Origin of the sequence: Agrococcus jejuensis, from assembly GCF_007679035.1 — a bacterium.
Lineage (GTDB): Bacteria > Actinomycetota > Actinomycetes > Actinomycetales > Microbacteriaceae > Agrococcus > Agrococcus jejuensis_A.
Genome location: NZ_VEFR01000001.1, coordinates 1,379,647 through 1,395,365, shown reverse-complemented (window position 1 = coordinate 1,395,365; position 15,719 = coordinate 1,379,647). Strand labels below are relative to the sequence as shown.

17 protein-coding genes are annotated in these 15,719 nt (G+C 73.9%); 5 read left to right on the top strand and 12 right to left on the bottom strand.

The annotated features are described in order from the left end of the window. The first annotated feature begins 103 nt into the window (after positions 1-103). Positions 104-1,126 (top strand): hypothetical protein, encoded by a 1,023-nt coding sequence (locus FS793_RS06710; RefSeq protein WP_144719635.1) that lies wholly within the window; start codon positions 104-106, stop codon positions 1,124-1,126. An 87-nt stretch (positions 1,127-1,213) separates the two neighbouring features. On the opposite strand, the gene rpsO is transcribed toward FS793_RS06710, so the two are convergent. The 3 genes from rpsO to FS793_RS06695 all read right to left on the bottom strand — a co-directional run bounded on the left by rpsO (position 1,214) and on the right by FS793_RS06695 (position 4,792). Further along, complete coding sequence (gene rpsO, locus FS793_RS06705; RefSeq protein ID WP_092502096.1) at positions 1,214-1,483, bottom strand: 30S ribosomal protein S15; 270 nt, start codon at positions 1,481-1,483, stop codon at positions 1,214-1,216. A 134-nt stretch (positions 1,484-1,617) separates the two neighbouring features. Further along, the gene (locus FS793_RS06700; protein WP_144719634.1) at positions 1,618-3,195 is read right to left on the bottom strand and encodes a PrsW family intramembrane metalloprotease; all 1,578 of its coding nucleotides are present in this window, start codon (positions 3,193-3,195) and stop codon (positions 1,618-1,620) included. An 85-nt stretch (positions 3,196-3,280) separates the two neighbouring features. Then, positions 3,281-4,792 carry an aspartate ammonia-lyase gene (locus FS793_RS06695; RefSeq protein ID WP_144719633.1) on the bottom strand — a complete coding sequence of 504 codons (1,512 nt, stop codon included), beginning with the start codon at positions 4,790-4,792 and terminating at the stop codon, positions 3,281-3,283. Between the two features lie 106 nt (positions 4,793-4,898). On the opposite strand from FS793_RS06695, the gene FS793_RS06690 reads away from it, so the two are divergent. Together FS793_RS06690 and FS793_RS06685 are read left to right on the top strand one after the other, a co-directional pair. Next, the gene (locus FS793_RS06690; RefSeq protein ID WP_144719632.1) at positions 4,899-5,522 is read left to right on the top strand and encodes a hypothetical protein; all 624 of its coding nucleotides are present in this window, start codon (positions 4,899-4,901) and stop codon (positions 5,520-5,522) included. Next, positions 5,522-6,892, top strand: coding sequence for a hypothetical protein (locus FS793_RS06685; RefSeq protein ID WP_144719631.1), 1,371 nt, complete (start codon positions 5,522-5,524; stop codon positions 6,890-6,892). Before FS793_RS06690 ends, FS793_RS06685 begins: the two co-directional genes overlap by 1 nt. A 370-nt stretch (positions 6,893-7,262) precedes the next feature. Here the strand turns inward: FS793_RS06685 and FS793_RS06680 are convergent, their stop codons facing one another. Further along, a complete protein-coding gene (locus tag FS793_RS06680) occupies positions 7,263-7,850 on the bottom strand; it encodes a hypothetical protein (RefSeq protein WP_144719630.1) in 588 nt (195 codons plus the stop codon). Beyond that, entirely contained in the window at positions 7,847-8,371 is a 525-nt protein-coding gene (locus FS793_RS06675; RefSeq protein ID WP_144719629.1) for a hypothetical protein, read from the bottom strand. Before FS793_RS06675 ends, FS793_RS06680 begins: the two co-directional genes overlap by 4 nt. 83 nt (positions 8,372-8,454) lie before the next feature. On the opposite strand from FS793_RS06675, the gene FS793_RS06670 reads away from it, so the two are divergent. After that, complete coding sequence (locus FS793_RS06670) at positions 8,455-9,762, top strand: M20/M25/M40 family metallo-hydrolase (RefSeq protein WP_144719628.1); 1,308 nt, start codon at positions 8,455-8,457, stop codon at positions 9,760-9,762. A 10-nt stretch (positions 9,763-9,772) separates the two neighbouring features. Here FS793_RS06670 and deoC read toward each other — a convergent pair whose 3' ends face one another. From deoC to truB, 5 genes are all read right to left on the bottom strand, one after another. Beyond that, positions 9,773-10,432 (bottom strand): deoxyribose-phosphate aldolase, encoded by a 660-nt coding sequence (gene deoC, locus FS793_RS06665; RefSeq protein ID WP_144719627.1) that lies wholly within the window; start codon positions 10,430-10,432, stop codon positions 9,773-9,775. Next, positions 10,429-11,379 (bottom strand): bifunctional riboflavin kinase/FAD synthetase, encoded by a 951-nt coding sequence (locus tag FS793_RS06660; RefSeq protein WP_144719626.1) that lies wholly within the window; start codon positions 11,377-11,379, stop codon positions 10,429-10,431. The genes deoC and FS793_RS06660 overlap by 4 nt, the downstream gene beginning before the upstream one ends. Then, complete coding sequence (locus FS793_RS06655) at positions 11,376-11,792, bottom strand: hypothetical protein (RefSeq protein ID WP_144719625.1); 417 nt, start codon at positions 11,790-11,792, stop codon at positions 11,376-11,378. The genes FS793_RS06660 and FS793_RS06655 overlap by 4 nt, the downstream gene beginning before the upstream one ends. A 146-nt stretch (positions 11,793-11,938) precedes the next feature. Continuing rightward, positions 11,939-12,307: a hypothetical protein gene (locus tag FS793_RS06650; RefSeq protein WP_144719624.1), complete on the bottom strand. Its 369-nt coding sequence runs from the start codon at positions 12,305-12,307 to the stop codon at positions 11,939-11,941. Beyond that, positions 12,304-13,206 (bottom strand): tRNA pseudouridine(55) synthase TruB, encoded by a 903-nt coding sequence (gene truB / locus FS793_RS06645; protein ID WP_144719623.1) that lies wholly within the window; start codon positions 13,204-13,206, stop codon positions 12,304-12,306. Before truB ends, FS793_RS06650 begins: the two co-directional genes overlap by 4 nt. 31 nt (positions 13,207-13,237) lie before the next feature. On the opposite strand from truB, the gene FS793_RS06640 reads away from it, so the two are divergent. Next, a complete protein-coding gene (locus tag FS793_RS06640) occupies positions 13,238-14,215 on the top strand; it encodes a ketopantoate reductase family protein (RefSeq protein ID WP_144719622.1) in 978 nt (325 codons plus the stop codon). Positions 14,216-14,227: 12 nt separating this feature from the next. Here FS793_RS06640 and FS793_RS06635 read toward each other — a convergent pair whose 3' ends face one another. Both FS793_RS06635 and FS793_RS06630 read right to left on the bottom strand, forming a co-directional pair. Next, positions 14,228-14,959: an alpha/beta hydrolase gene (locus FS793_RS06635; RefSeq protein WP_260980055.1), complete on the bottom strand. Its 732-nt coding sequence runs from the start codon at positions 14,957-14,959 to the stop codon at positions 14,228-14,230. A gap of 56 nt (positions 14,960-15,015) precedes the next feature. After that, complete coding sequence (locus tag FS793_RS06630; RefSeq protein ID WP_144719620.1) at positions 15,016-15,717, bottom strand: uridine kinase; 702 nt, start codon at positions 15,715-15,717, stop codon at positions 15,016-15,018. Positions 15,718-15,719: the final 2 nt, after the last annotated feature.

Genomic DNA, 15,719 nt, shown 5'->3' with positions numbered 1-15,719 from the left:
TGGCGGCGGCGCACGTGGCCGCAGTCCTGCGGCCGTCACGAGCCTATCAGCCGGCACCCCGCCGGGCCCGGGATGCCCAGGCGGCATGGCGCAGGATGGGTGCGTGACCGCCCCCGCGCCCCTCGATCTCGCGCCCCTGGCGTCGCGCCCGTCTCGCGACCACGTCCGCAGGCACCGTCGGCTGCTGCGCGAGCAGGGTCGCGCGTCGCGCACCGCGGGTCAGCGCATCGCCCTCGCGCTCGTCGCGGCGTTCGCGCTCGTCGTGGTGGCGCTGCCGCCCGCCGCGATCGCCGTCGCCCTGACGACCGACGATCCCGAACGCCGCACGAGCGCGACGGCCGCGGCGATCGGCACGTCGGCGCTCCTGCTCGCCGTCGCGATCGCGGCGGTGCTGGCTCGCCGCACGCCCGTCGGCCCCGGCCTCCTCGCGCTCGCCGAGCGGAACGGCCTGGGCTTCGACGCCTGGATCCGACGCGACGTCGGCGCCGCGGGCTCGCTGGCCGTGCACGTCTCCCAGCACGATCTCGACGTGCTCCGCGATGCGGACGGGGTGGCATGGGGTCGCACGACCATCCGCGTCGGCGGCGGGCGTCGCATCGGCGACGGCGGGACCGTGACGCTCGCCTCCGTCGCGGTGCCGCTCGGGGTCGACGTGCCGCATCTGCTGCTCGCCGACCGACGCTCCCCGCAGCCGTCGTCGATCGCGCCGGAGGCGGTCGGTGCGATCGAGCTCACGCCCGCGAGCTCGAGCCCCTGGCGCGCGTGGACGACGGAGCCGCATCCCCAGCGGGCGGCCACGATCGTGGGACCTGCCATGCTCACGGCCCTCGAGCAGGACGCGCCCGGCCTCGACCTCGAGCTCGTCGGCGAGTGGGCGCTCCTCACCCGCCGGGTGGACGCGCGCTGGCGCGCCGACGACGTCGACTGGCTCGACCTCGTCGATCGCGTGCGCATCCGCGTCGCGCCCGCGCTCCGCGCCGCGGCCGCCGCGCAGCCGCCCGCCCGCTGGACGCCCATTCCCGTCGACGAGCCGATGGGCAGGTCGCTGCGCCTCGAGCTCGTGCGTCGGGCCCGCCGCGACGCATGGGTCGACGGCGCGCTCGACGTCGCCTCCGGCGCCGCCTGACCGGTCCCGGGCCGCACGCGACGAGGCCCCGCATCCGACATGGGATGCGGGGCCTCGCGCGCAGATACGGTGTCCTGCCGGGGGTCTCTAGCGGCGCAGGCCGAGACGCTCGATCAGCGAGCGGTAGCGCGCGATGTCGATGTCCTGGAGGTAGCCCAGGAGACGACGGCGCTGACCGACGAGGAGCAGGAGGCCACGACGCGAGTGGTGGTCGTGCTTGTGCTCCTTGAGGTGCTCGGTCAGGTCCTTGATGCGGCGCGACATGAGCGCGACCTGCACCTCGGGGGAACCGGTGTCACCCTCGTGGGTGGCGTACTCGGCGATGATCGCCTGCTTGACCTCAGAGGCAAGGCTCATTCGGTCTCCTCTCTCCTGTCGCAGCGCGGCGCCCGACGCAGGGTGCGTGAGCTCTCTGGTTCCGCGGCCGATCGACGGCAACCTGTCGAGTGTAGCAGCGTCGCAGCGGCCGGCGGAGCGCGAGCAGGCGGGCGTCACCAGCCCTGGGTGCCACCCTGCTGCCGCGGCGGCTGGCCCGGCTGCTGCTGCGGAGCCGGCTGCTGCTGCTGCCCACCGAACGGCGGCGCGGCCTGCGTCTGGGACGGGCCGGACTGGGCGGGTGCCGAGCCGCCGACCGCCATCGCGTACTGCCATCCCTGCTGCCACGGCTGCGCCTGCGCGCCCGGCGCGGTCGCGAAGCGCTGCGTGTGCGGCGTCGAGCCCTGCATCGGCGCGGGCAGCTGCTGGCCGACCCCGACCTGCACAGGTGCTCCCCCGCCGACCGTCGCCATGAACGACCGCAGCGCCGCGACGTCGCCGAGCAGCCTCGCCTCGTCGGCCACCGGGCGCAGCTTCTCGCGACCGATGATCGCGCGCTGACGATTGGCCGCGAGCCGCGTCGCGATGCGGATGTACGCCTGCATGGCCTTGCGGATGCCCTTGCGTCGCGCCCACTGGGCGAGGCTCAGGCGACCATCGGACGACGACAGCATCCGCGACTCCTCGTGGCTGAACCAGCCGGCCTCCGCGTACTCGTCGAGGCGCAGCCGCGTGAGGCGAGCCTCGAAGCGGCGCAGGAGCACGACGAGCAGCAGGGCGCCGATGCAGATCGGCACCTGCACGAGCCCGTAGTAGATGAAGAAGCCGAGCATGCCCGCAGGCACCCAGAACGAGGCGCTGTTCCAGAGCGCGTGGAGGAACATCGACACCCCGAGGCCGACGGGCAGGGCGAGCAGGATCCACCACCGCGACGATCGGCGCGCGGCGAAGCCGAGCGCGAGCCCGACGCCGACGGCCGTGAAGATCACGTGCGCGAACGGGCTCATGATGCCGCGGAGGAAGAAGATGAACGACGCGTCTCCCACCTCGGCGAGCTGGCGACCGAAGTAGAGGATGTTCTCGGTGTAGGCGAAGCCGGCGGCGGAGAATCCGGCGATGACGAAGCCATCGATGGGGCCGTCGAAGTGCTTGCGCGCGAAGAGGAACATGACGAGGACCGGCACGGCCTTCCAGAGCTCCTCCGTGAACGGCGCCTGGATGACGGGGCCGTAGAACGAGAACACGGCCTCGCCGGTCGAGGCGCCGCCGACCTCGACGAGCTCGCGCAGCGCCGGGAAGGCGGGGGCGAGGATGCCGTAGATCGCGTCGGCGAACGCGGGCGTCGACAGGATCGGGATCGCGAAGAACGGCTGCAGCACGAACTCGTTGAGGCCGAGCGTCAGCAGCACCGCCATCGTGCCGCCCCACAGCACCGACAGCCACAGCGCGACGCGCGGCTCGGGCTCCCACCGGTCGAGGCCGAGCAGCGCCCACACGACGAACGCGAGCGGGAAGAGGCCGAGGAAGCCGGCGATCGGCACCGCGAAGCCGAGCCCGAACACGACCGCGAGCATGAAGAGCGTGATGACGCTCGCGAGGCCGAGGGCGGCGACGCCGACGATGCCGAGGATGAGGCCCGTCGACGACGGCTTCGAGAGCGTCGGCATCGGCGGCGCCTGCGGCGCGACCTGCTGCTGCGGGGCGGGCTGGTAGCCCGGCTGCTGAGGGGTCTGCGGCGGCTGCGCGAGCGTCATGCGGCCATGCTAGGCCGAAGTGCCCGCCTGTTCGCCGGGAACGCGGCGCGCGTCGTCCGTGGGTCGACGCGCACCGCGATCGGCGTCAGAGGCGGTCGTGCTCGGCGAGCATCTCGGGCGTGATGACCGGGATCGCCTGCGTCGCCGGGTGCAGCCCCGAGAGGCGGGCCGGCTCGAGCAGCTTCGTGACGCGCTCGCGGTCCATGAGCCCCGCCTCGACGACGAGGTCGGCGATCGACTTGTGCGACGTGAGCGCCTCGTGCGCGAGCGACGCCGACGCCGTGTAGCCGATGTACGGCGTGAGCGCCGTGACGACGCCGACCGACGAGCCGACCATGGCGTCGAGCCGCTCGCGGTTGGGCTGGATGCCGTCGATGCAGTTGATGCGCAGCGTGAGGCACGCCTGCGTCATCCAGTGCAGGCTCTGCAGGATCGAGTGGGCGATGACGGGCTCGAAGGCGTTGAGCTGCAGCTGTCCGGCCTCCGACGCGGCCGTGACGGTGGCATCCGAGCCGATGACGGCGAACGCGACCTGGTTCACGACCTCGGGGATGACGGGGTTGACCTTGCCCGGCATGATCGACGAGCCGGCCTGCTTGGGCGGCAGCAGGATCTCGCCGAAGCCGGCCTGGGGGCCGGACGACAGCAAGCGCAGGTCGTTGCAGATCTTCGACAGCTTCACCGCGCAGCGCTTGAGCGCCGCGGACACCGACATGAACACGCCCGTGTCGCTCGTGGCCTCGATGAGGTCGGCGGCCGTGACGATCGGCAGGCCCGTGAGCTCGGCGAGATGGCGACCGGCCGCCTCGGCGTAGCGCGGATCGGCCGTGATGCCCGTGCCGATGGCCGTCGCGCCGAGGTTGACCTCCGACAGCAGGCGGATGGTCTCGTCCAGCCGGTCGTAGTCCTCGTCGAGCGTGACGGCGAAGCCGCGGAACTCCTGGCCGAGCGTCATGGGCACGGCGTCCTGCAGCTGGGTGCGGCCGACCTTCAGCACGTCCTGGAACTCGACGCCCTTCGCGTCGAACGCGTCGATGAGCAGGCGCAGCTCGGCGAGCATGCGGCGCAGCGTGAACGCCATCGCGACCTTGATCGACGTCGGGTACGTGTCGTTCGTCGACTGCGAGCGGTTGACGTCGTCGATGGGATGCAGGTGCTGGTAGTCGCCCTTCGCGAAGCCCAGCTCGACGAGGCCCGCGTTCGCGATGACCTCGTTGGTGTTCATGTTCGTCGACGTGCCCGCACCGCCCTGGATGACGCCGACCTTGAACTGGTCGTGCAGCTCGCCCGCGCGGATCCGGCGGCACACGTGCTCGATGAGATCGGCCTTCGCGGGGTCGAGCGCACCGATCTCGCGGTTCGCGCGCGCCGCCGCCTGCTTCACGACCGCGAGCGCGTCGACGAGGTCGGAGTACACCGAGATCGACCGGCCCGTGATGGGGAAGTTCTCGAGCGCCCGCTCGGTGTGGATGCCCCAGTAGGCGTCCGCCGGCACGGGCTTCTCGCCCAGCGAGTCGCGCTCGATGCGCACGGGTCCGTCGACGACGTGCTCCCCCACCGGTGCTGGCTCGAGCTTGTATGCGGGCGTGTCGGTCATCGGCTCCAGCGTTCGTCGGATCGGCGCCGCGAGCGCTCCATCGCGCTCGCTGGGACGACCACGAGCCTAGCGTCGTGCCCAGGCGGCGGCTCGTATGCTCGCTTGCATGCGTGGCCTCTCCGTCGTCCCTCTCGCCCTCGTGCTCGCCGTGTCCCTCGTCGGGTGCAGCGACGGCGGCGACGACGTCGAGCCGAGCGCGTCGGCGACGTCGACCCCGGCGCCCGACGGCCCGGGCGCGCCGTCGTCGACGCCCGACGCGGGCGGCGTGGATGCGCCGATCGCGCAGGAGGACATCCCCGGCTGCGAGGAGATCGACGCCGTGCTGCTCGCGGCGCTGCCCGCCGGCACGACGCCCGACGCGGCCGGCCAGACGTTCGACGACCCGTCGGTCGACGTCGAGGGCTCGTGCGGCTACCGCGCGAACGGCGCGCTCGTGCAGGTGACGGTGTCGGCGATCCCCTTCACCGAGGACGAGATGGCGGCGCTCGCGACCGGACCGACCGTGCGCCCGAGCGCGACGGGCGACGCCGCGGGCCTGCTCGTGATGACGAGCGACGAGATGGGCGACGACGGCGAGTGGCTCAACGGCTCGGTGCTGGCGTTCGACGGCGCGGTCTCGGTGAGCATCACGGCGCGCGCCGAGGGCGGCGAGCCGACGGTGGTGCCCGAGGCGCTCACGATCGGCGCCGCGACCGACGCCGCCGTCGCGGTGCACGACCTGGTCGGCTGATGCCCGCGGCGAGGACGGCGCTCGGCGACCTGGGTCGCTTCGTCGCCGACCTCGGCCGCTCGATGCGCAGCCTCGCGGCGCGGGGCCTGCCCGAGGTGCTCGCGATCGAGCTCGCCGCGCGCATCCTCGGCACGCTGCTCGTCGCGGTGGCCGGCGCCGTCGGCGCCACGTCGGCCGTGGGCGGCCTCGCGTTGACGTCGCTCACGGCGCTCGTGCGCATGGTGGCGATGATCCTGCAGATCCTCGTGCTGCTGCGCTCCATGCGGTCGACGCCCGCGCCGCTCGAGGGTGCCGCACGCGTGCAGTCGGCGTTCGCGGGCCTCGCGGCGTCGGTGCTCCCCGCGTTCCTGCTGCTGTCGGCGTGGGGCCTCTTCCAGGAGGACCTGCGCGAGTACGCGCTCACCGCCCTCGCGGCCGTCGACTTCTCGCAGGAGGGCGCGACGGTCGGCACCGTCATCGACGTGCCCGTCGACGTGCTGAGCGTGAGCCTGCTCGTCGGCTGCCTGCTGCTGCGGGCCGTGCTGCGCCGGTTCGAGCGCCGCGGCACGCGACGATCGGTGTCGGTCGCGACGCTCGTGCTCGAGGGTCTCTGGACCTTCCTGGCCGTCTCGGTGCTCACGCGCGTCGTGGGACTCGCCGCGGACTGGTTCGCGACGACGCGCCTCGCGAGCGGCATCGACCGCGTGCGCGCCGTGCTCGACGGCATCGTCGGCGGATGGCTCGTGCCGGCGTGGGAGGTCGCGGGCGAGGCGTGGCACACCCTCACGCTGCCGCTCGTGTGGCTCACGCTCGTCGGCATCGTGCTGCTGGGCGCCCGGCCGGAGCTCTCGCCCGAGCCGTCGGCACCTCCGCGTCCCGCACGCTGGTGGCTGCGCCTCGTCGACGCGCTGCCGTCGCCGCTCGACGACGCGCTGCAGGAGGTCACCGACGACCTCCACGATCGGTGGGTGCCGGTCGCGGGCACGCTGCGGCAGGTGTGGGGCGCCGGCCTCGCTCCCCTCGCCGCGGCCGTGCTCGCCTGGCACGTCGTGCACACGGCGGCCGGTTGGCTCACCGTCGCCCTCACGCACGCGCTCGGCCTGCAGGACGAGCCGCTCGCCAACGCCGTCGCCAACGCGGGCGGCGCGCTCGGCGACTCGATCTCCGCCGTGCTCGGCCTCATGGTCGCCGTCGCGTCGCTCGATGCGCTGCGGCTCGGTGCGCTGCCGATCCCAGGGGCGCGCATCGTCGGGCGCGGCGGCGACGCTCAGACGTCGAGCGGCACGCCGAGCCAGATCGCCGAGCCGCCGACGAGCAGTCGCACCTCGGAGAGCTCGCCCGCCGGCACGACGAAGCCGATGGGCCCAGAGAGCGACCCCTCCTCCGCGTAGCAGCCGGTGAGCTCGCTCGCGCCGCCATCCGACAGCCACTGCGCGTGCATCCCGTCGACCGTCGCCTCGAGCCGGTACGTGCACCGGGCTGCGACGTCATCCGCATCGGCGATCGCGACGTCGACGACGACGACCTGCGTGCCCTCGGGCGCGTCGGCGTAGCCCGCCGCGTCGCTGCCGGGCTCGGCGACCTGCGCGCCCTCGACCGTGAACGACGGGCCGCCGACCGCGTGCGCGGTCCCGACCTGTCCGTCGACGACCACCACCGGCTCGTTCCGCATCCACCGCTCGACGTCGTCGCGCGCCGTGAGGCAGACGAGCGCGAGCGCGAGCGGCCCGATCGCGAGGATCGCCACGATGCGGGAGCGCCTCATCGCGACACCACCGCGACCTCGGCTCGCTCGACCACGGGTCCGGAGACGTCGACGCGGACGCGCACCTGCGCCTCGAGATCGCCCGACGCGTCGAACCCGGGCGCGACGAGCAGCCACGCCGTCGCGCCGTCGTCGACGAGCGCCGAGTCGACCTCGAACACGATCTGGCCCGACACGGGCATCCCGGGTGCGGGATGGCTCTCCATCCAGCTCGACGGCCCCTTCGTCGACAGGTCGAACCGCACGCCGTCGACGACGAGGTCGCGCGCGAGGATGTCGATCTCGTCGGTCGACGCCATCGTGACGTCGAGCACGACGAACGTGCCCGTCGTCGTGAGGACGTCGTCGCGGTAGGCGATCGACGAGGCGAGCGTCGCGCCGTGCACCTCGACCGTGAGCGGACCCGACGATGCGCTTCCCGTGCCGATGCCGGGGAACGGCGACCAGCGCAGCGTCGGGCCGGGATCCACGGAGGCCACGAGGAGGGTCGCGAGCGCGAGCGCCGCCGCGACGACGCCCGTGGCGATGCGGCGGCGCGTGACGAGACGGCGCACGGCGCCGCCGGCACCGTCGAGCCGGCTCACGGCATCCTCACGATCGCGACGACCCGCTCGTCGTACATGTTCGAGCCCAGCCCGAACGCCGTCTCGTCGCGCTCGGTCCACGTGGCGTCGGAGATCTCGAGCCGCACGTCGCCGACGGCGTCCCGGCTCGGCGAGTACACCGTCGTGAACGTCTCCTCGACGCCGGGTTGGGCGGACGACGCGCCCGTGGTGCTCGTGCTGCCCGGCGTCTGGATCGTCGTGGTGCCGTAGCGCGCGAGCTCCCCCTCGTCGTCGACGAGGACCGCGAGGTCGTCGACGCCCATCGACTCGTCGAGGTGGTTGACGACCGTCATGGTGACGACGACGTCGCCGGGCTCCTCGCCCGTCGTGAACGCGTCGACGACGAGGTCGGCACGGCTCGTCGACAGCGGCTCGCCGAGGCCGAGCTCCTGCACGCGCGAGTCGTCGCGCGGGCCGAGCGCCCCCGTGAGCACGAGGGTGCCGACGACCGCAGCCACGACGACGGTCGCCACGACGCCGATGCGCACGCGAGCCGTCATGCAGCCGAGGCTAGCCGCCGCACCTCCACGCCCCGTGATCGGCCCAGGCGACGCGCGCGGCGCCGCCGATACCATCGGGCACGATGCCCTCCACGACCGCTGCCGACCGTCTCGCAGCCGTGCTGCGCGTGCCCACCGTCGCGACCGACGGGGTGCCCGACGCCGCGGGGCTCACGGCGCTGCGCACGCTGCTCGCCGACCTCTACCCGCACGCGTTCGGCGCGCTCGAGGTCGAGCTCGTCGCCGAGCACACGATCCTCGCCCGCTGGCCCGGCGCGTCCCCGGACGAGCCCGCGCTGCTCATGGCGCATCAGGACGTCGTGCCGCCCGGCGAGGGCTGGACGCATGGCGCCTTCGATGGCGAGATCGTCGACGGCGTCGTGTGGGGGCGCGGTGCCATCGACGACAAGGGCTCGCTCGTGGGCATCCTCGAGGCCATCGAGGCCCTCGTGGTCGACGGCTTCGCGCCGGCGCGCGACGTCTGGCTCGTGCTCGGCCACGACGAGGAGACCTTCGGTGGCGGCGCCCACGCCGCGATCGCCGTGCTCGCCGAGCGCGGCGTGCGTCCTGCGTTCGCGATCGACGAGGGCGGCGCCGTCGTGGACCCGCCCGTGCCGGGCGTCGACGTGCCCGCCGCGATGGTCGGCCTCAGCGAGAAGGGCATGCTCGTGCTGCGGCTCGCCGTCGACGAGCACGGCGGCCACGCGTCCACGCCGCCGCGCATGCCCGCGACGGCGATCCTCGCCCGTGCGGTCGTGCGCGTCTCCCGCGCGCGCTTCCCGGAGCGGCTCACGCCGACGACGGTGCGGATGCTGCAGACGCTCGGCGCGCACGCGCGGCCGCCCTACCGGGCGCTGCTCACGCGCGCCGGCGTGCTCTCGCCCGTGCTGCGTCGCATCATGGCCGCGAACGCGGAGACGCGCGCGACGATCGCGACGACCGCGACCGTCACGGGCCTCCAGGCGGGCACGGCCGCCAACGCCATCGCGGAGCGCGCGGAGGCGACCGTGAACGTGCGGCTGACGCAGGGCACGACGATCGCCGACGTCGTGCGCATCCTGGGGCGAGCCATCCGCGACGACCGCGTGTCGATCGAGGTCGTGCGCGGGCACGAGGCGTCGCCGACGTCGCCGACCGACGGCCGTGGCTGGGAGGCGATCGAGGCCGCGACCGCCGCGGAGCATCCCGAGGCCGTCGTCTCGCCCTACGTCATGCTCGGCGGCTCCGACGGCAGGCACGCGTACCGCGTGACCGACCGCGTCTACCGCTTCACGCCGTTCCTGCTCACGAGCGACCTGCGCGCGTGCCTGCACGCGCGCGACGAGCGCATCCCCGTGGAGGCGTTCGAGCGCGGCATCCGCTGGTACCGGCGCCTGCTCGAGACGTGCTGACCCGCGTCGCTCAGTAGTCGCTCGACGAGGGCGCGCCCTCGACGATGGCGCGCGTCGACGACAGGCCGAGCCGCGACGCGCCGGCGCGGACCATGGCGTCGGCGGCCTCGCGCGTGCGGATGCCGCCCGACGCCTTGACGCCGAGGCGATCGCCCACCGTGGACCGCATGAGCGCGACGGCGTGCTCGCTCGCGCCGCCTGCCGGGTGGAAGCCCGTCGACGTCTTCACGAAGTCGGCGCCCGCGGCCTCGGCTCCCTTGCAGACGGCGACGATCTGGTCGTCGGTCAGCGCCGCCGACTCGATGATGACCTTGAGCACGACGTCGGGCGCCGCCTCGCGCACGGCACGGACGTCGGCCTCGACGGCGTCGTAGCGGCCGTCGATCGCGGCGCCCACGTCGATGACCATGTCGAGCTCGTCGGCGCCCTGCGACGCCGCGAGGCGCGCCTCGGCGGCCTTGACCTCCGAGTGGTGGCGGCCGCTGGGGAAGCCGACGACGACGGCGGTCTTGAGGCCCTCGGGCACCTCGACCGGCAGCACGTTCGGCGACAGGCAGACGCTGTAGGCGCCGAGCTCCGCCGCCTCGGCGATCGTGGCGGCGACGTCGGCCGCCGTGGCCTCGGGCTTCAGCAGCGTGTGGTCGACGATGGTCGCGATGGACTCGGTCATGGCGTCTCCTCCTCGGGCGCATCCGCGCGCCCCTCGGCTAGCCCCAGGATCTCGCGCACGCGCTCGACGTCGGCGTGCATCTGGGCGATGAGCGGCTCGATCCCGTCGAAGCGCCACATGCCGCGCACGTGGTCGACGAGCTCGAGCTCGATGGGTCGGTGGTACAGGTCGAGGTCGACGTCGAGCAGGTACGCCTCGACGGTCGTCTGCACGCCGTCGAACGTGGGGTTGTCGCCGATCGACACCGCAGCCGGGAAGCGGCCGGCGTCGACGGTCGCCCACGCGGCGTACACGCCGTGCGTCGGCACGAAGCCCTCGATGTCGGGCCCGAGGTTCGCCGTCGGGAAGCCGAGCTCGCGGCCGCGCTGGTGGCCGCGCACGACCGTGCCGCGCAGGCGCGGGTGGCGGCCGAGCTGCTCGCTGGCCGTCGCGACGTCGCCCTCCTGCAGCGCCGTGCGGATGCCCGTCGACGAGACGCGGGCGCCCTGGTCGTCGACGACGTCGTCGACGACGTGCACCTCGACGCCGCGCGCGGCGGCGAGCCGCTGCAGCAGCGCGGGATCGCCCGCGCCGCCCTTGCCGTAGCGGAAGTCGCTGCCGACGACGACGAAGCGGGCGCCGAGGCCGTCGAGCAGCACGCGCTCCACGAAGTCCGTCGGGTCCATCGCCGCGGTCTCGGCGTCGAACGGGATCGTGACGACGTCGCAGCCGAGCGCCTCCAGCGCCTCGCGCTGCTGCGTCGGCGACAGGATGAGCCGCGGCGCGAGCTCGGGCCGCAGCGTGGCGAGCGGATGCCGGTCGAACGTCACGACGACGGGCGTGAGGTCGCGCTCGCGCGCCATGCGCAGCGCATCCTCGAGGATCTCGCGATGCCCGAGGTGCACGCCGTCGAACTTGCCGATCGTCACGGCGGACGGACGCGCGACGAGGTCGTCGATCCAGCTCACGCGGCGACGCTCCCGCCGACGGCGGCGCGCTCGGTGCGCCGGATCCACCACAGCCCGACGATGGGCAGCACGGCGGGGATGAACAGGTAGCCCATGCCGTACCAGCTCCACACGCTCGCGTGCCCGAAGAGCTCGGGATGCGTGAGCGAGAGGGTGCCGACCACGAGCACGCCGAGCAGCTCGAAGCCGATCGTCGCGACGGCGACGCGCGTCCAGATCGCGCCGCGCATCGCGAGCGCGATCGTGGCGACGACGTAGACGACGGCCGCGACGGCGCTCAGCGCGTACGCGAGCGGCGCCTCGTCGAAGCGGCTGAGGATCTGGTAGACCGAGCGTCCCGTCGCGGCGATCGCGAGGATCGCGTACACCGCGATGAGCACGCGGCCGAAGCCGGATCGACGGGAGGAGGGCACCGGACGATCCTACGCCCGGCGGGCAGGGGCCGGCGGACCTCGCGGACGTGCCATCGCGCGTCCGGCCACCCTCGAGCGGGTGGATGCGACAGGCTGCAGATCGTCGAGCAGCGACCGGGACGCAGCTCGTGCGACGCGTCGCGTCGCTAGACGACCTGCACGAACCAGATCTGGTGCATGCGGTACACCATGACGGCGACGGCGAGCAGGCCGACGCCGACCACGAGCACGCCCCAGCGGCCCTTGTCGGCGAACGCCCACAGCGTGGCGGCCGGCGGGATGAGCAGCGCCGTCACGAGGTAGACCCAGTACTCGAGGAGGTCGCCGGTCGGGCCGGCGCCGACGATGGGCGCGACGATCGAGGCGACGACCTGCACGACGAGGCTCAGCATGGCGAGCGCGGAGGCGCCGAGCACGAGGTCGTTCATCTTGACCTTCGCGAGCCCCGCGATCGCGACGCCTGCGCCGAGCACGGCGATGACGATCGCCTGCGCGAGCATGAGCCACGAGATCATGCGTCGGCCTCCGCGTCCTTCGCTGCCTGGTCGGCGGCGGCCACGCCGAGGTTCGCGACCGGGTGCAGGCGGCCGGCCTCGCCGCGAGCGATGCCGACGAGCTCGCCGTCGTGCACGGCGGCGACGATGCCCACCGCGTCGGTGCGCGGACGGCGTCCGTTGGCGAGCAGGCGCGCGTCCTCGTCGTCGAGCGTCACGACCGGCAGCACGCGGGAGGCGACGTCGACGGGGCGCAGCAGCGCGCCCGGCACGATGGCGTCGGCGACGACGGCATCCTCGAGCCCGAACGGTCCGACCTGCGTGCGCCGCAGCGCCGTGAGGTGGCCGCCGACGCCGAGCGCGGCGCCGAGGTCGCGGGCGAGGGCGCGGATGTACGTGCCCGAGGTGCAGTCGACGACCGCGTCGACCGAGGCGAGCGCGCCGGACCGCAGCGGGCCGAGGTCGAAGCGCGAGACGGTCACGGGACGCGCGGCGAGCGCGACGTCCTCCCCCGCCCGCACACGGGCGTACGAGCGCTTGCCGTCGACCTTGATCGCGGACACGGCGCTCGGCACCTGCTCGATGTCGCCCGTGAGCGGCACGACGGCCGCCGCGAGCGCCTCCTGGGTGATGGCCGACGCGTCGGCGGTCTCGACCACGTCGCCCTCGGCGTCGTCGGTGATCGTCGAGGCGCCGAGGGCGATCGTCGCCTCGTAGGTCTTGTCGAGGCCGACGAGGAACGTCAGCAGCCGCGTCGCGGGACCGACGCCCAGCACCATGAGGCCCGTCGCCATCGGGTCGAGCGTGCCGGCGTGGCCGATCTTGCGCGTGCCCAGCTGTCGCCGCGCCATGGCGACGACCGTGTGGCTCGTGACGCCAGCGGGCTTGTCGACGAGGAGCACGCCGTTCGGAGCAGTCATCGGTCATCGAGCGTAGCCGTAGCCTGAGGGGATGCGGATCGCGGTGCTCGGTGCTGGAGCGATCGGCGGATGCCTCGCAGCCCTGCTCGACGCCGCGGGCCACGACCTCGTCGTGGTGGCGCGCTCCTCCGCACCCGTGCTGCGCGAGCACGGCATCCGCCTCGAGGGCGCCTTCGGCAGCCACCACGCGCACCCGGAGGTCGTGGATGCGCTGGAGGAGGCTCCCGACGCGGCGATCCTCGCGACGAAGACGATCGACTCCGCCGCGGCGCTCGCGCCGTCGCGCGCCGCGCTCGCCGACGTGCCGGTGCTCGCCGTGCAGAACGGCCTCGACGCGCACGGCCGCGCCGCCCGCATCCTCGGTCACGACCGCGTCGCCGCCGGCCTCGGCACCTGGGCGGCGAACGCGCTCGAGCCGGGCGTCGTGCGCGTCACGGCAGCGGGAGAGACGGTGGTCGGCGGCCCCGAGGGCGAGCGCTTCGCGAGGCTCCTCGGCGGCGCGATGGGCTTCGTGCGGCGCACGGCGAGCATCGAGGGCGCGCAGTGGGCGAAGCTGTGCGTCAACGCCGTCAATGCCGTGCCCGCCGCCGTCGGGCGGTCGATGCAGCAGGTCGCGGCCGAGCCCGCCCTGCTGCGCGTCACGGCGGCGGCCATGCGCGAGGCGGCGCTCGCCGCCATCGCGTCGGGCGTGCCGATCGAGCGCGTCGGCGCCGTGGACGCGCAGACCGTCGCCACGCTCGCGTCGTCGATCGAGGCGGCGCAGGCCGTGCCGCGCCGCATGGCCGTGGTGTTCGGCGACGTGCCGAACCTCGGCTCGACGCAGCAGAGCATCCGCAAGGGCCAGCCGACCGAGGTCGACGACCTCGCGGGCGCGATCGTCGAGGCGTCGGTGCGGCTCGGCCTCCGCGCCCCCGTGAACGCGGGGCTCGTCGCGCTCGTGCACGAGGTCGAGCGCACGGGCGCGTTCGTCTCGCCCGAGCGGGTCGCGGCGCTCGCGCCCCTCCCCTAGCGAGCGCGCCGCTCAGCCGTCGAGCGCGTCGACGATCGTCGCGGCGATCTCGGCGTGCGCCGCGTCGTCGGAGATCGTGGCCTCGTCGTCGCCCGGCTGCGCGCCGTAGTCGCCGAACTGCGCGTGGTTCACGCCCTCGAGCTCGACGAACGTCGCGTCGCTCGGCAGCAGGTCGCGAGCGTCGTCGGCCGCGTCCTGGCGCAGCACGCCGTCGCGGGAGCCGGTGAGCGAGAGCACCGTCAGGTCGTCGCGTCCGCTCAGGTCGCCGAGCGAGCAGTAGGAGGCGAGCAGCACGAGCGCCTGCACCGCGTCGTCCTCCGCGTACGTGCACGCGCGCACGCCGCCCATGCTGTGCCCGCCGACCGACCACGCATCGACGTCGGGCGCGGCGTCGGTGAACGTCGACAGCGGCCGCAGCTCGACGATCGCGAGGTTGAGCGTCGGGCGCACGAGCACGACCGTCGCGCCGGCGGCCGCGACGTCGCGGAAGGTCGCGACGTACGCGGCCGCATCCACGCGCGCTCCGGCGAAGAACACGATGCCCCGACCCGCGAGCGTCGTCGTCGCCTCGGCGGTCGGCCGCAGCACGACGACGTCGCCCTCGTCGTCGACCGTGATCCGCGCATCCGCCTCGGCCGCCGCGATCCCGTCCGCCTCGGCGCGGTACGGCGTGCTCGCCCACACGAGCCCTCCGACGATCGCGAGCGCGAGCACGCTCGCGACCACGATGCCGACGATGCGCACGATCCGGCGGCGACGCGTGCGTCGTGGCGCCGGCCTCCGCCTCTCGTCCGCCATCGTCAGCAGCGGTCCTGGAAGACCTGTCGCGGCGCGCGCCAGTCGGTCGTGTCGATCACCATGTCGGCGTGCCGCACGGGGTCCGCGAGCCGCTCGTAGTGCTCGTGGGCGAGCCGGTAGCGATCGTGCGAGGGATCCGTGACGAGCGGATGCGCGCCGTCGCGCCGCTGCAGGCGCGCGCCGCGCTCGGCGTCCGACGCCTCGAGCCGCACGACGAAGTGCCAGCGGCCGCGGAACGCGGGGCGCAGCAGGAAGACGCCGTCGACGATGAGCACGGCGTCGGGGCCCGCCGTCCTCCAGTCCATCTCGACCGCCTGATCGGTGTCGAGGTCGAACGCCTTCGTCATGAAGCCCGTCGAGCCGCCCATGCGGAACGGCTGCAGCAGCACGCGGTCGACGAGCTCGAGGTCGAACGCATCCTCGTAGTAGCCCTGCCAGGAGTCGCGGCCCTGCCGGTAGCGGCGCTCGCGCGGCTGGTGGAAGTCGTCGAGGCTCGCGCGGAACGACTGCACCCCTGCGCGCGCGAACGCGACGTGGAGGGCGTCGGCGAGGTGGGTCTTGCCCGCGCCGTCGCGTCCGTCGACCGCGACGATGCGCCGTCCCCGCGGGCTGCGTGCGACGACGACGCGCGCGACCTCCGTGTACAGCGTCTTCTGCTCGGGCGTCCACGACGCCGCCTGCATGAGGAGCTGCTGATCGGCCATGC